The organism is Pseudomonas citronellolis (assembly GCF_001586155.1).
Lineage (GTDB): Bacteria > Pseudomonadota > Gammaproteobacteria > Pseudomonadales > Pseudomonadaceae > Pseudomonas > Pseudomonas citronellolis.
Window position 1 is genome coordinate 716,712 of the sequence record NZ_CP014158.1, and the last position, 14,040, is coordinate 730,751.

The 14,040-nt window shown below is 66.6% G+C and carries 10 protein-coding genes and 1 tRNA gene; 3 read left to right on the forward strand and 8 right to left on the reverse strand.

Annotated elements, in window-relative coordinates; genetic code table 11:
• Positions 1-14: 14 nt before the first annotated feature.
• From PcP3B5_RS03215 to rpsU, 6 genes are all read right to left on the reverse strand, one after another.
• Positions 15-1,199 carry a Fic family protein gene (locus tag PcP3B5_RS03215; RefSeq protein WP_061560562.1) on the reverse strand — a complete coding sequence of 395 codons (1,185 nt, stop codon included), beginning with the start codon at positions 1,197-1,199 and terminating at the stop codon, positions 15-17.
• A gap of 209 nt (positions 1,200-1,408) precedes the next feature.
• Positions 1,409-1,485, reverse strand: a tRNA-Ile gene (locus tag PcP3B5_RS03220).
• A gap of 16 nt (positions 1,486-1,501) precedes the next feature.
• Entirely contained in the window at positions 1,502-5,236 is a 3,735-nt protein-coding gene (locus PcP3B5_RS03225; RefSeq protein WP_061560563.1) for a bifunctional diguanylate cyclase/phosphodiesterase, read from the reverse strand.
• Positions 5,237-5,354: 118 nt separating this feature from the next.
• The gene (gene rpoD / locus PcP3B5_RS03230; RefSeq protein ID WP_009615539.1) at positions 5,355-7,205 is read right to left on the reverse strand and encodes an RNA polymerase sigma factor RpoD; all 1,851 of its coding nucleotides are present in this window, start codon (positions 7,203-7,205) and stop codon (positions 5,355-5,357) included.
• A gap of 78 nt (positions 7,206-7,283) precedes the next feature.
• Entirely contained in the window at positions 7,284-9,302 is a 2,019-nt protein-coding gene (gene dnaG, locus PcP3B5_RS03235) for a DNA primase (protein ID WP_058073278.1), read from the reverse strand.
• Between the two features lie 189 nt (positions 9,303-9,491).
• Positions 9,492-9,707: a 30S ribosomal protein S21 gene (gene rpsU, locus PcP3B5_RS03240; RefSeq protein ID WP_003085057.1), complete on the reverse strand. Its 216-nt coding sequence runs from the start codon at positions 9,705-9,707 to the stop codon at positions 9,492-9,494.
• A 203-nt stretch (positions 9,708-9,910) separates the two neighbouring features.
• Between rpsU and tsaD the strand changes: the two genes are divergently transcribed.
• Positions 9,911-10,936 carry a tRNA (adenosine(37)-N6)-threonylcarbamoyltransferase complex transferase subunit TsaD gene (tsaD, locus tag PcP3B5_RS03245; RefSeq protein WP_061560564.1) on the forward strand — a complete coding sequence of 342 codons (1,026 nt, stop codon included), beginning with the start codon at positions 9,911-9,913 and terminating at the stop codon, positions 10,934-10,936.
• A gap of 93 nt (positions 10,937-11,029) precedes the next feature.
• Here the strand turns inward: tsaD and plsY are convergent, their stop codons facing one another.
• Positions 11,030-11,599: a glycerol-3-phosphate 1-O-acyltransferase PlsY gene (plsY, locus tag PcP3B5_RS03250; RefSeq protein ID WP_058487631.1), complete on the reverse strand. Its 570-nt coding sequence runs from the start codon at positions 11,597-11,599 to the stop codon at positions 11,030-11,032.
• Between the two features lie 82 nt (positions 11,600-11,681).
• Between plsY and folB the strand changes: the two genes are divergently transcribed.
• Both folB and folK read left to right on the forward strand, forming a co-directional pair.
• Complete coding sequence (folB, locus tag PcP3B5_RS03255) at positions 11,682-12,035, forward strand: dihydroneopterin aldolase (protein WP_043269307.1); 354 nt, start codon at positions 11,682-11,684, stop codon at positions 12,033-12,035.
• On the forward strand, positions 12,026-12,562 hold the full coding sequence (gene folK / locus PcP3B5_RS03260) for a 2-amino-4-hydroxy-6-hydroxymethyldihydropteridine diphosphokinase (RefSeq protein ID WP_061560565.1): 537 nt from the start codon (positions 12,026-12,028) through the stop codon (positions 12,560-12,562). The genes folB and folK overlap by 10 nt, the downstream gene beginning before the upstream one ends.
• A gap of 225 nt (positions 12,563-12,787) precedes the next feature.
• Here the strand turns inward: folK and PcP3B5_RS03265 are convergent, their stop codons facing one another.
• Positions 12,788-14,014: a multifunctional CCA addition/repair protein gene (locus PcP3B5_RS03265; protein ID WP_061560566.1), complete on the reverse strand. Its 1,227-nt coding sequence runs from the start codon at positions 14,012-14,014 to the stop codon at positions 12,788-12,790.
• Positions 14,015-14,040 lie beyond the last annotated feature (26 nt).

Genomic DNA, 14,040 nt, shown 5'->3' on the forward strand with positions numbered 1-14,040 from the left:
TCGCGGGGTAGGATTCAGGGTTCTTCGCGGTCGTCCTGTCGCTTGGCTGCTGGCAAGGACGAGGCAGGCCAATTGATCTGGTAGCGAGTGCTGCGCCCGCCGCCTGGCAGGCGGACCAGGCAGCCCTTGTCGAGCAGGTCACTCAGGTGACGGGTTGCGGTTGCCTTGGAAACCTTCGCTACAGCCTGGTACTGGGCGGCGCTGATGCCTTGCTCGAACCCGCCGCGTTCACCCAGCAGGTCGCCATCGAGCAGGCGGTTGAGCACCTTCAGCTGTTCGGCTGAAAGCACCTGCTCGTGGTGTGCCTGCCAGAAACGCGCCTTGCCCAGAACCCGGTCGATACGTGCCAGCGCCTGCTCCAGGCTTTTCAGCAGGGTGGCCAGGAACCACTCCAGCCAGGCGGTGATATCGAGCGAAGCCTTCTGGCGGCTTTCCAGTATCCGGTAGTAGCCGCGCCGATCCTCGAGAATGCTGGAGGACATGGCATAGAAGCGGATGGCCTGCTGCTCGCCCTGAGCCAGGGCCAGGTCGGTGATGGCGCGAGTCAGCCGCCCGTTGCCATCATCGAAGGGATGCAGAGTCACGAACCAGAAGTGCGCGATGCCGGCTCGCAGCAGTGGGTCCAAAGCGGCATCGGCGCGGCTGCTGGCGAACCAGTCGAGAAAGGCCTGAAGCTGCACTTCCAGCCCCGCGCGTGGCGGTGCCTCGAAATGCACCGTGGGCCGGTCGAGCCGTCCGGAGACCACCTGCATTGGCTCATCGCCCCGCAGATCGCCGACGTGGATTCGAGCGTGTGGGGACGTGTCGCCTATTGGAAAAAGCAGGCGATGCCAATGCAGCAGGCGTTCCAGTGTCAGTGGCTGTGCATGGCCGCGCGTGGCATCCAGCATCAACTCGGCCAAGCCCTCGGAGCGCGGCGTACTGCGCCCGCCACTCTCCAGGCCCAGCCGCCGCGCCAGGGAGGAGCGCACCGACTCGACATTCAACTGCTCGCCCTCGATGGCGGAACTGGTGACGATATTCTGCAGCAACGCATCCAGCGCATTCTCCGCATCACTGCCGGCATCGATCGTCCCAGCCATGCCCAGCAGACGCCCCTGGGCCTGGGCACAACTGCGCAGCAGCGGGGCAAGACGCTCGGCCTGCCAGCGGAAATCCGGCCAGTCAGGCTGCTGCCAGATCCAGAGGGGCTCGTTCATGGCATGTCTTCCAGGTCGACGAGCCGAATGAGTGGATTATTCGGCTCATTTAATGAGCTGATTGTGCGAGCTATTCGGCTCAGCGTCCAGCCGCCCGCAGGGTGGAAGTGGACGTCTTGCGGACACTTCGGCGGGTTCTGAAGGGGGCGGAAGGGCCTGAAAAGCCTCTCCCAGAAATGCCAAAGCCGCGCAATGCGCGGCTTTGAAGGTGGTGGGCCCACACGGACTCGAACCGTGGACCAAAGGATTATGAGTCCTCTGCTCTAACCGACTGAGCTATAGGCCCCCAGAAGGCCGGCGGATTATACCGGCGTCCCTTGCGCGGTGCCAATCGGATGCAGTGGGGTGAGGAAGCGGGCTGCGAACTGTTCCGCAGGCAGGGGCGGGCTGAGGGCGTAGCCCTGGACCTGGTCGCAGCCTTCTTCGGCGAGGAAGCGTTCCTGTTCTTCGCGTTCCACGCCTTCGGCGATGATGGTCAGGTTCATGCTGCGGCCCAGGGCGATGATGGCGCGGGCGATGGCGGCGTCGTGCGGGTCGTCCGGCAGGCCGTGGACGAAGGACTGGTCGATCTTGAGGATGTCCAGCGGCAGTTGCTTGAGGTAGCTGAGCGAGGAGTAGCCGGTGCCGAAGTCGTCGATGGCCAGTTGCACGCCCAGGCGTTTCAGGGCGTGCAGGGTGGTCAGGGCCTCGTCGGTCTGGTGCATCAGGAAGTTCTCGGTGATCTCCAGTTGCAGCCTGGGGGCGTGCAGGTTGTAGCGCTGCAGCAGTTCGCGCACCTGGTCTACCACGTCGTGCTGATAGAGCTGGGCGCCGGCGAGGTTCACCGACAGTGGGCCGAAGGCTGCGTGGCTCTGTTGCCAGCGGCTCATCTGCCGGCAGGCTTCTTCCAGCACCCAGGTGCCCAGGGGCAGGATCAGCCCGGTTTCCTCGGCCAGGGGGATGAAGCGGTCTGGCGGGATGGCGCCGTACTTGGGATGGCTCCAGCGGATCAGCGCCTCGGCGCCGACCAGCGCGCCGGTGTCCAGGGCCTGCTTGGGCTGGTAGTAGAGCTGTAGCTGGTGGGTTTCCAGGGCGCGGCGCAGTTCGTGTTCCAGGGCCACGCGTTCGTTGGCCTGGAAGGTCAGCTCGCGGGTGTAGAACTCGACGCGGTTGCGGCCTTGGGCCTTGGCCCGGTACATGGCCGCGTCGGCGTTCTTCACCAGGGTGGCGACGTCCTTGCCGTCCACCGGGAACAGGCTGATGCCGATGCTGGCGCTGACGAAGAATTCCTTGTCGTCGGCGACGAAGGCGTGGCTGAAGCAGTTCAGCAGTTTTTTCGCCACGTGCTCGGCGTCGGCGCTCTGGTGCAGGCCGGGCAGCAGGATGATGAATTCGTCGCCGCCCTGGCGGGCTACGGTGTCGATGTCGCGCAGCTGTTCGCGCAGGCGCCGGGCGATGGATTTCAGCAGCTGGTCGCCGACCGGGTGGCCGAGGCTGTCGTTGATGTGCTTGAAGCGGTCCAGGTCGAGGAACAGCACGGCGCCCAGCTGCTGTTCTTCCTGGCTTTCCTTCAGGGCGGAGGTCAGGCGCGATTCGAACAGCAGGCGGTTGGGCAGGCCGGTGAGCGGGTCGTGGTGGGCCTGGTAGTCGAGACGGGCCTGGGCGTACTTGAGCGTGGAGATGTCGGCGAAGACGCCGACGAAGTGGCTGGTTTCGCCGTTGTTGCCCCGCACGGCGCTGATGGTCAGCCACTCCGGGTAGAGTTCGCCGCTCTTGCGCCGGTTCCAGATCTCGCCCTGCCAGTGGCCTTCGGCGTTGAGGTGGTGCCACATGGCGACGTAGAAGCTGCTGTCGTGCTGCCCCGAGGCCAGCAGGCGCGGCGACTGGCCCAGCACCTCGTCCTCGCCGTAGCCGGTGATTTCGCTGAAGGCGCGGTTGACCGCGATCATGCGCTGGCTGGCGTCGGTGATCATCACGCCTTCGGCGGTGCTTTCGAACACGGTGGCGGCCAGGGTGAGCTTTTCCTGCATCTGCTGGCGTTCGGTGATGTCGCGGGCGATGGTCAGCAGGCAGTCTTCGCCGCTGATGACGATGTGGTGCGCCGAGAGTTCGCAGAGCCGGGCGGCGCCTTCGCGGGTGCGGATGAAGGCGGTGAAATCCTGCACCGTCGAGCGTTCGCGGATCATCTGCAGCAGGCGCTCGCGGTCCTGCGGGTCGGCCCACAGGCCCAGTTCCAGGGTCGAGCGCTCGCTGGCGCTCTCGCGGCCGTAGCCGGTGATGCGGGTGAAGCCTTCGTTGGCCTCCAGCAGCAGGCCGTCGCGGATGCGGGTGATGAGCATGCCGTCGGGGGAGGCGTGGAAGGCCTTGGCGAATTTTTCCTCGGAGGCGCGCAGTTGCTCCTGGGTCTGCTTGAGCTGGGAGATGTTGCGCGCAACCACCACCAGGGCGGGCGTGTCGTCCAGGGCCACGCGCTGTGCCGAGAGCAGGGCGGTGAAGCGGCTGCCGTCGCGGCGATGCAGGCTGATCTCGATGTTGTTGAGGTTCTCGCCCTGCAGGCGTTCGAGCATGCGCGGGCCCATGCCCGGTTCGCTCCAGATGTTCAGCTCGGTGGCGGTCTTGCCCAGGGCTTCGCTGGCGGGGATGCCGACCTGCTGTTCGAAGGTGCTGTTCACCGCCAGCAGGCGCCCGTCGATGCGCCGGGCGAGGACGATGATGTCCGGGCAGTGGTGGAACACCGAGGCGAATTTCTGCTCGGACAGGCGCAGCGCCTGCTCGGTGCGCTTGGCCTCGGTGATGTCGATCATCAGGCCGCGCAGGATGAGCTCGTCGCCGTGGCGGATGAGGGTGACGATGTCGCGTATCCACACCACGCGGCCGTCGGCGGCGAGCATCCGGTAGTCCAGGCTGTGGTTGCGCCCGGCGCGGCTTTCCGAGAAGCAGAAGCTCATGGCCTGTTCGGCATCGGCCGGGTGCAGGGTGCGCTGCCAGAAGCCCGGCTGCAGCCATTCGTGCTGCGGGTAGCCCAGCAGTTCCTGGGCGTGGGGCGAGACGTAGGTGAAGCGGTTTTCCGACAGGCGCATTTCCCAGGCGATGGCGGCCATGCTCTCGACCAGGCCGCGGAAGTGCTGCTCGCTGTCGCGCAGGGCCTGTTCGAGCCTCACCCGCCGCGCCACTTCGCCGCGCAGGCGGCGGTTCATCGCTACCAGGATGGCGACTATCGCCAGGCTCACCAGCAGGGCCGGCAGGCCGATGGTCAGCAGGTGGTGCGACCAGGCCGGGCGGTTGTCCAGCAGGCCCCCGACCCAGGGCGCCTGCAGGGCTTCGAGCTCGTCGTCGGTGAGTTCGGCGAAGAGTTTGTCGAGGATGCCGACGAGCATCGCGTCGTTGCGCGGCACGGCCATGGCCAACTGGTAGCGATAGGGGGTCTCGCCGCTGATCTGGATGCCTTCGAGCTTGAGTTGGCGCAGGCTCCAGACGCTGGAGGCGAAGTCGCCGACGAAAGCATCGACCTGCCCGGTGGCCAGTGCCTGCAGGGCCGCGGCGACGCTGGGCAACGGCAGCAGGTTGAGGTCCGGGTGCTTGGCGATCAGCAGTTCATGGGGCGCGTAGTGGTCGACCACGCCGACCTTCAGGCCGTACAGCGCCCGCAGGTTTTCCGGGTTGGGGCCATCCTTGCGGGCGAGGATGACGATGGGGAAGTCCAGGTAGGGGCGGGTGAAGGTCAGGTATTCGCTGCGTTCGGGCGTCGCCATGATGCCCGGCAGCAGGTCGATCTGGCCGTTGCGCGCCTGCTCCAGGACTTCGCTCCAGCTGCTTGGCTCGCTGGGCTGCATGCCGACCTGCAGGCGGTCGCTGATCAGCCGCACGTAGCTGGCGGCGAGCCCCTGGTAGCGGCCCTGGTCGTCGCGGAATTCGAAAGGTGGCCAGGAGGCGTCCACGCCCAGGCGCAGCTGCGGGTGCTGGCGCAGCCAGGTCTGTTCTTCCGGCGTGAGGGTGAGCGCCTGCGCCTGGAGGGCCCAGCATGCCAAGCACAACAGAAGAGCCTGCAGACGCGGCATGAAGAGCCTCGGAGCCGGGAGGGATATGCCGAAGTGTAGTCGGGCCCCGGGCGCTCCAGTAGCCCCCTGCCAGTATCCCTGAAAGAAAAACCCCCGGGCTGTGCCGGGGGTTCTTCGATCACTCGTCGAGGAAGGAGCGCAAGTGCTCGCTTCGCGACGGGTGGCGCAGCTTGCGCAGCGCCTTGGCTTCGATCTGGCGGATACGCTCGCGGGTCACATCGAACTGCTTGCCGACTTCCTCGAGGGTGTGGTCGGTGTTCATGTCGATGCCGAAGCGCATGCGCAGCACCTTGGCTTCCCGCGCGGTGAGGCCGGCGAGGACTTCGCGGGTGGCTTCCTTGAGGCTCTCGCTGGTCGCCACTTCGATGGGCGACTGCATGGTGGAGTCCTCGATGAAGTCGCCCAGGTGCGAGTCTTCGTCGTCACCGATCGGGGTTTCCATGGAGATCGGTTCCTTGGCGATCTTCAGGACCTTGCGGATCTTGTCTTCCGGCATGTCCATGCGTTCGCCCAGCTCTTCCGGGGTCGGTTCGCGGCCCATTTCCTGCAGCATCTGGCGGGAAATGCGGTTGAGCTTGTTGATGGTCTCGATCATGTGCACCGGGATACGGATGGTGCGCGCCTGGTCGGCGATCGAGCGGGTGATCGCCTGGCGGATCCACCAGGTGGCGTAGGTCGAGAACTTGTAGCCGCGGCGGTATTCGAACTTGTCCACCGCCTTCATCAGGCCGATGTTGCCTTCCTGGATCAGGTCGAGGAACTGCAGGCCGCGGTTGGTGTACTTCTTGGCGATGGAGATCACCAGACGCAGGTTCGCCTCGACCATTTCCTTCTTGGCGCGGCGGGCCTTGGCCTCGCCGATGGACATGGCGCGGTTGACGTCCTTGATTTCCGAGACCTTGAGGTCGACGTTGCTTTCCAGCGCGGAGAGCTTCTGCTGGTTGCGGATGACGTCGTCCTTCACGCGCTCCAGGGCTTCGGCGTACTTCGGCTTGGCCTTGAGCACGCTGTCGACCCAGGCTTCGTCGGTTTCCCGGCCGGGGAACAGGCGCAGGAAATCGGCGCGCGGCATGCGGGCGTCACGCACGCACAGTTGCATGATGGCGCGTTCCTGGCGGCGCACCTGGTCCAGGGCGTCGCGCACGCGGGTGACCAGGGCGTCGAACTGCTTGGGCACCAGCTTGATCGGCATGAACAGTTCGGCCAGGGCGAGCATTTCCGCATCGGCCTGCTTGCTGCCGCGGCCGTGCTTCTTCAGCGCCTTCTTGGTCTTGTCCAGCTGATCGGCGACCAGGCCGAAGCGGCGCGCGGCCTCTTCCGGGTCCGGACCGCCGTCGCCTTCGTCTTCGCTGTCGTCGTCGGACTCCTCGTCCTCTTCCTCGTCATCCTTGGCCTTGGCGTCGCCGCCCTTGTCCTTGAGGTCGAGTTCGACTTCCTCGGCGGGAACCGAGCCGTCGTCCGGGTCGATGTAGCCGCTGAGGATGTCGGACAGGCGGCCGCCTTCGCTGACCACCCGCTGGTATTCGTCGAGGATGCCGTCCACCGCGCCAGGGAACTGGGCGATGGCGCTCATGACTTCGCGGATGCCTTCCTCGATGCGTTTGGCGATCTCGATCTCGCCTTCGCGGGTCAGCAGTTCCACGGTGCCCATTTCGCGCATGTACATGCGCACCGGGTCGGTGGTGCGGCCGACGTCGCTCTCCACCGCGGCCAGGGCGGCGGCGGCCTCTTCGGCTGCGGCTTCGTCGGTATCGGTTTCGGCCAGCAACAGGGCATCCGCATCCGGGGCTGTCTCGAATACGTTGATCCCCATGTCGTTGATCATGCGGATGATGTCTTCCACCTGTTCCGGATCGGAAATATCCTCCGGCAGGTGGTCGTTGACCTCCGCGTAAGTCAGGTAGCCCTGCTCACGACCACGGCTGATCAACTCTTTGAGACGAGATTGCTGTTGCGCTTTTCCGGACATAACACCCTATCCACTGAAGGTCTTGGCGGGCTGAAATAAGCCGAGGATTATACCAGCTTCGAGGCTTCAGGCGCCAGTTCAGCTCTGGGGGCCTGGTGAAGAGGCATTGCTGAAGTGTTCCCTCAATAGAGCTTTCTCTTCGTCAGTCAGTTCACTGGGGCTCTTCTGCATCACGCTGCGCAGCCGCGCCTCGCGGCTGTTGTGCAGTTGACTGTGTGCAAGTGTAGTAATGGTGTCGCAGAACTGCTTTTCAAGATTGCCCTGGTCGATCAGCCATTCCTTTTCCGCCAGGGCCTGCAGCAGGCGTCCTTGCGGGGTGCCGTGCCAGCGCGCGATCAGTTGCATCGAGCGCTGCTTCGGGTTCTTCTGCAGCGCTTCGACGAGCGCTGCCAGCAGCTGCGAGTAGGTCTGCCCTTCGTTGGCGAAATGGCTGGCGTCCTCGACCTTCTGCGCCAGCTGCGGGTGATGCAGCAGGGTGCGCAGCGCGGTCAGGGTGGGCGATTCGACGCTGATCTCGGTGCGCGGCTGGCGCGGGGCGAAGTCGCCGCGCTTGCCGCCCTTGCCACCTTTGCCGTCCCATTTGCGCTCGCCCTTCCAGGGCTTCTTGCCCGCTTTGCCGCCAGCGAAATCCGACGGCGCCTCGAAATAGCTGGCGCTGTCCTGGTAGCTGGGCTCGCCGTGATCGGCGAAGTGGCCTACATCGTAGTCGCTGTATTCATGCGCGTGGCTGTCCGGGGCGACGCTTGGCGCGGCCTGGCCGTGCCCTTGGGCATGGCTCTGGCCGCCGCTTGAGCGTGGCGCGTTCAGGTGGTTGAGCGCCTCGCCGCTCAGGCCGGTGAGCTGGCCCAGGCGCTGGCGCATCAGCAGGCGCAGGGTGTTGCCGGGAATCTTCTCCAGCAGCGGGCCGGCCAGGGTCGCCAGGTGCGCCTTGCCTTCCAGGGTGCTGGGGTCGGCTTCCTGCATCAGTTGCTGGAAGAAGTAGTCGGCCAGCGGCTGGGCCTGCTGCACCAGGCGCGCACGGAAGGCGTCGGGGCCTTCGGCGCGGACCAGGCTGTCCGGGTCCTCGCCCTCGGGGAGGAACAGGAAGCGGATCTTGCGCCCGTCCTGCAGGTTCGGCAGGGCCGATTCCAGGGCGCGCCAGGCGGCCTTGCGCCCGGCCTGGTCGCCGTCGAAGCAGAACAGGATGTTCGGCACCAGGCGGAACAGGCGCTTGATGTGTTCCTCGCTGGTGGCGGTGCCGAGGGTGGCCACGGCGTTGCGTATGCCCTGTTGCGCCAGGGCGATCACGTCCATGTAGCCTTCCACCACCATGATTTCGTCGAGGTCGCGGTTGTTCTTGCGCGCCTCGAACAGCCCGTAGAGTTCCTGGCCCTTGTGGAATACCGGGGTTTCCGGGGAGTTCAGGTACTTGGGCTTGTCGTCGCCCAGCACCCGGCCGCCGAAGGCGATCACCCGCCCGCGGCTGTCGCGGATGGGGAAGATCACCCGGTCGCGGAAGCGGTCGTAGCGCTTGCCGCTGTCGGGGTTCTCCACCAGCAGGCCGGCGTCGAGCATGGCCTTGAGCTGCAGGTTGTCGCCGCCCAGGTGCTTGAGCAGGTTGTCCCAGCCCGGCGGGGCGAAGCCGAGGCCGAAGTCGCGGGCGATCTCGCCGGTCAGGCCGCGGCCCTTGAGGTATTCCACCGCGGCCTTGCGCGCCGGGTGGCTTTTCAGTGCCTGGCGGTAGTAGTCGGCGGCGGCGCTCAGCAGCGGGTACAGCGGCGAGTCGGTCGGCTGCCGCGGCTTGCCGCGCCGGCCCTCCTCGCGGGGGATGTCCATGCCGGCGCGCTTGGCCAGGTCCTCGACGGCCTGGACGAAGTCCAGGTTGTCGTGGTCCATGATGAAGCCCAGCGCGTTGCCGCCGGCGCCGCAGCCGAAGCAATAGTAGAACTGCTTGTCGGGGCTGACGGTGAAGGAGGGCGTCTTCTCCTTGTGGAACGGGCAGCAGGCGCTGTAGTTCTTGCCGGTCTTCTTCAGCTGGATGCGCGAACTCACCACATCGAGGATGTCGGTGCGGTTGAGCAGGTCATCGATGAAGGATTGCGGAATCAGGCCGGCCATAGACTCGTCGGGACGCAGGATGGACCCAGGCATACACCCAAGGCTGGCTTGGAGTATGGCATTTCATGGGGCGTGAAAAGCAAAAAACTCCGAGCTTCGCCAGGTGCGAATCGGAGTGCGGTGTAGCTTTTCAGGCACTCGCCCGGCGAGTGGGCCGGGCGATGTGCAGAGCGTGCGGCTGAGTCGAACTCAGTACAGACGCTCGCGGCGGCGCTGTTCGCGCTGCACTTTCTTGGCGTGACGCTTGACGGCGGCAGCGGCCTTGCGCTTGCGCTCGGCGGTGGGCTTCTCGTAGAACTCGCGGCTACGGACTTCAGCCAGTACACCGGCTTTTTCGCAGGAGCGCTTGAAACGACGCAGGGCTACGTCGAAGGGTTCGTTCTCTTTAACTTTGACGGCGGGCATCCAGGTCGTACCTTCAATGATTACCGGGGATTTATCGCGCTCCTGGCAGTAGGCACTGGAGACGGCGGTTTTCAAGGGTTGCGGATATTAACGGTTCGGGCTCAGGAATGCAAAGCCTCCGATCGAAAAACGCTGGTCGGTACCCGCAGCGGGCGATTATCATGCGCCGCTTCCCATTTGCCCAGAGTTGAAGGCTCGAACCCATGCGTGTGCTGGGGTTGGAAACCTCCTGCGACGAAACCGGCGTCGCCCTCTACGACAGCGAACACGGCCTGCTGGCCGATGCGCTGTTCAGTCAGATAGACCTGCATCGCGTCTACGGCGGGGTCGTGCCCGAGCTGGCCTCGCGCGACCACGTCAAGCGCATGCTGCCGCTCATCCGCCAGGTGCTCGACGAGGCCGGCTGCCAGAGCGGCGGCATCGACGCCATCGCCTACACCGCCGGCCCCGGCCTGGTGGGCGCGCTGCTGGTCGGCGCCTCCTGCGCCCAGGCCCTGGCGTTCGCCTGGGGCATACCGGCGGTCGGCGTGCACCACATGGAAGGCCACCTGCTGGCGCCCATGCTGGAAGAGCAGCCGCCGCAGTTCCCATTCGTCGCCCTGCTGGTCTCCGGTGGCCACACCCAACTGGTGCGGGTGGATGGCATCGGCCGCTACCAGCTGCTCGGCGAGTCCCTGGACGACGCCGCCGGCGAGGCCTTCGACAAGACCGCCAAGCTGCTCGGCCTGGGCTACCCCGGTGGCCCGGAGATCGCCCGCCTGGCGGAACAAGGCACGCCGGGGCGCTTCGTCTTCCCGCGGCCGATGACCGACCGTCCGGGCCTGGACTTCAGCTTCAGCGGCCTGAAGACCTTCGCCCTGAACACCTGGCAGCGTTGCCGGGAGGCGGGCGACGACGGCGAGCAGACGCGCTGCGACATTGCCCTGGCCTTCCAGCAGGCGGTGGTCGAGACGCTGACCATCAAGTGCCGCCGCGCCCTCAAGCAGACCGGCCTGAAGAACCTGGTGATCGCCGGTGGGGTGAGCGCCAACCGCGCCCTGCGCGAGCACCTGCAGAAGATGCTCGGCGAACTCCGCGGCCAGGTGTTCTATGCCCGCCCGCGGTTCTGCACCGACAACGGCGCGATGATCGCCTACGCCGGCTGCCAGCGCCTGCTGGCCGGCCAGCACGACGGCCCGGCGATCGACGTGCGCGCGCGCTGGCCGATGGAGTCGCTGCCGGCGGTATAAAAAGATGGCTGCAAGCGACAGGCGGCAAGCTGCCAGCGGCGTGCCGCCACTTTTCGCTTGCAGCTTGTCGCTGGTGGCTTGAAGCTCCCTGCCCTAGAAATGCCGTTCGCGCCCGGCCACGAGGTCGCGCAGGTTGCCGCGGTGGCGCCAGACGATGAGCCCGGTCAGCACCGTCATCGGCAGCAGCGCCGCCGGCAGTTGCCAGGCCAGCAGCGGCAGGGTGAGCGGGGTGGCGACCAGCGAGGCGAGCGAACTGGTGCGCGAGAGCCTGAAGGTGAGCAGCCAGGCCACCGCGGCGAGCAGCGCGGCCGGCGGGTAGAGCGCCAGGAGCATGCCGGCGGCGGTGGCCACGCCCTTGCCGCCGCGGAAGTTGAAGTACAGCGGGTAGAGGTGGCCGATCACCGCCGCCACGCCGACCCAGGCCTCCTGCATCGCGCCCAGGCCGAACAGGCGGGCGACGAGCACCGGCACCAGGCCCTTGGCCAGGTCGCCGACGAGGGTGAGGATGGCGGCCTTCTTCCCGGCCAGGCGCAGCATGTTGGTGGCGCCGGGGTTGCCGGAGCCGCCGGCGCGCGGGTCGGCGGTGCCGAAGAGGCGACTGAGGAGTACCGCGAAGGACAGCGAGCCGAGCAGGTAGGCGAGGATCGCCAAGAGCCAGACCATGGTTTCCACCGGGGACGAGACTGTCCCCGATTCTAGCGGGGTGGCGTACGCTTGTCGTGCACTGGCCTTGGAGCAGCAGTAAGTGGACAAAGTTTTTATCGAGGGCCTGGAAGTGGACACTGTGATCGGCGTCTACGACTGGGAGCGGGGGATACGCCAGTGCCTGCGTCTGGACCTGGACCTGGGCTGGGACATCCGCCCGGCGGCGGCCGACGACGACATCGCCAAGGCGCTGGACTACGCGGTGCTCTCCGAGCGCATCGGCGAGTTCGCCCGTGACGCGCATTTCCAGCTGGTGGAAACCTTCGCCGAGCGCCTGGCCGCGCTGCTGATGGGCGAATTCGGCATCCGCTGGCTGCGCCTGCGGGTGACCAAGCCGGGGGCGGTCGCCGCTGCCGCCGGCGTTGGCGTGGAGATCGAACGCGGATGCCGCTGACCACCGTTTTCCTCGGCCTGGGGAGCAACATCGAGCGCGAGCGCCATCTGCACGCCGGGCTCGAGGCGCTTACCGGCTTCGTCCGCAACCTGCGCTGCTCGCCGGTGTTCGAAAGCGAGCCGGTGGGCATCCGCAGCGGTCCCTTCATCAACCTGGTGGTGACCGGCGAGACCGAGCTGCCGCTGGCCGAGCTGAGCCTGCGGCTCAAGCACATCGAGGCCGACAACGGCCGCTACGCGCCGGAGCGCAAGGGCCTGCCGTTGGACATCGACGTGCTGCTCTATGGCGACCTGCATGGCGAGTTCGACGGCCTAGTGCTGCCGCGTGCCGAGGTGCTGAAGAACGCCTTCGTGCTCTGGCCGCTGGCACTGCTGGCGCCCGATGTGCGTCATCCGGGCGCCGGGCGTGACTTCGCCAGCCTTTGGGCCGAGGCGGACATCGACCAGCGCCTGTGGCCGGTGCCCTTCCAGTGGCGCGGCGCCGAGCTGACGCCGGCGGAATTGATCGCGGCGCACCCGGCGGCCTGATTCCGTCTGCCTTTCGTAGGAGCAAGCTTGCTCGCGAACCCTGGTCTTGCTCGGTGCCGGGGCTGTTCGCGAGCAAGCTCGCTCCTACAGGAGGGCGGGGCGTAGGGCGGATAACGTTCGACGTTATCCGCCGTTTGACCTGGGTCCCAGGTTACTCCGGGTTCAGCCTTGGAGTTGGCGGTGATCTGGGGTGTGGCGGCGTATAACCGCGAACGGTTATACGCCCTATGGGTGGGCTTCCTTGTAGGCCTTGAGTGCCTTCAGGCGTTCGCGCTTGAGGGCTTCGCCCAGTTCCGCGCCCTTGAAGCCCTTTTCCAGCAATGGCTGTACCGCCACTTCGCGGGCCGCTTTGGCGGCGCCGCGCAGGTAGTCGGCTTGTGGATAAACGCGGTTTTCCAGGCCGTGGCGGCCGCGGGCGTCCATTTCGCTGGCGGCGATGAATTCCTCGAAGCGCTGCGGCCGGCGGTAGACGTCGAAGGCCTGCAACAGCTCCAGCAGGGTGTTGGGCCGCAGTTCCAGGGCGCGATGGGCGTGGGTGTGGTATTCGCCGACCAGGCGCGCCAGTTCCTGGCAGTCGCGCGGCGCCTTGAAGCGGGCGTTGACCGCGTCGATCAACGGCAGGCCCAGGTGTTCGTGGGCGATGTGCCGGGGCCAGTCCTCGCGGCGGGTGCGCGCCTTGCCCAGGTCGTGGAGCAGGCAGGCCCAGCGCACGGTCAGCGGCTGGCGCTGCTCGGCGCACTGGCGCAGCACGGCCAGCAGGTGTTCGCCGGTGTCGATTTCCGGGTGGTGCTGGGCCGGTTGCGGCACGCCGAACAGGGCGTCGACCTCGGGCATCAGTACGGCCAGGGCGCCGCAGTCGCGCAGCACCTGGACGAACACGTCGGGGCGGGCTTCCATCAGGGCGCGGGCGATTTCCTTCCAGCTGCGCTCGGGCGTCAGGGCCTCCAGCTCGCCGGATTCGGACAGCTCGCGCATCAGAGCCAGGGTTTCGTCGGCGACCTTGAAGCCCAGTGGGGCGAAGCGCGAGGCGAAGCGGGCCACGCGCAGCACGCGCAGCGGGTCTTCGACGAAGGCCGGGGAGACGTGGCGCAGCAGGCGGGCTTCGAGGTCGCGTTGACCGCCGTAGGGGTCGATCAGTCGGCCGTTATCGTCCTCGGCCATGGCGTTGATGGTGAGGTCGCGGCGGATGAGGTCTTCTTCCAGGCTCACATCGGGGCTGGCGTAGAAGGTGAAGCCGCCGTAGCCGCGGCCGCTCTTGCGTTCGGTGCGCGCCAGGGCGTATTCCTCGCCGGTCTTGGGATGGAGGAATACCGGAAAATCCGCGCCCACCGGGCGGAAGCCCTTCTCGAGCATGTCTTCGGCGCTGGCGCCGACCACCACCCAGTCGGTATCGCTGACCGCTTGGCCGAGCAGGCGGTCGCGAACGGCGCCGCCTACCTTGTAGATCTGCATGAAGCTTTCTCCTGTCAGGGGGATAG

Excerpts from the sequence above, each read along its gene's own strand:
- PcP3B5_RS03215 (WP_061560562.1), bottom strand. The coding sequence starts at position 1,199 with ATGAACGAGCCCCTCTGGATCTGGCAGCAGCCTGACTGGCCGGATTTC.
- PcP3B5_RS03225 (WP_061560563.1), bottom strand. The coding sequence starts at position 5,236 with ATGCCGCGTCTGCAGGCTCTTCTGTTGTGCTTGGCATGCTGGGCCCTC.
- rpoD (WP_009615539.1), bottom strand. The coding sequence starts at position 7,205 with ATGTCCGGAAAAGCGCAACAGCAATCTCGTCTCAAAGAGTTGATCAGC.
- dnaG (WP_058073278.1), bottom strand. The coding sequence starts at position 9,302 with ATGGCCGGCCTGATTCCGCAATCCTTCATCGATGACCTGCTCAACCGC.
- rpsU (WP_003085057.1), bottom strand. The coding sequence starts at position 9,707 with ATGCCCGCCGTCAAAGTTAAAGAGAACGAACCCTTCGACGTAGCCCTG.
- tsaD (WP_061560564.1), top strand. The coding sequence starts at position 9,911 with ATGCGTGTGCTGGGGTTGGAAACCTCCTGCGACGAAACCGGCGTCGCC.
- plsY (WP_058487631.1), bottom strand. The coding sequence starts at position 11,599 with ATGGTCTGGCTCTTGGCGATCCTCGCCTACCTGCTCGGCTCGCTGTCC.
- folK (WP_061560565.1), top strand. The coding sequence starts at position 12,026 with ATGCCGCTGACCACCGTTTTCCTCGGCCTGGGGAGCAACATCGAGCGC.
- PcP3B5_RS03265 (WP_061560566.1), bottom strand. The coding sequence starts at position 14,014 with ATGCAGATCTACAAGGTAGGCGGCGCCGTTCGCGACCGCCTGCTCGGC.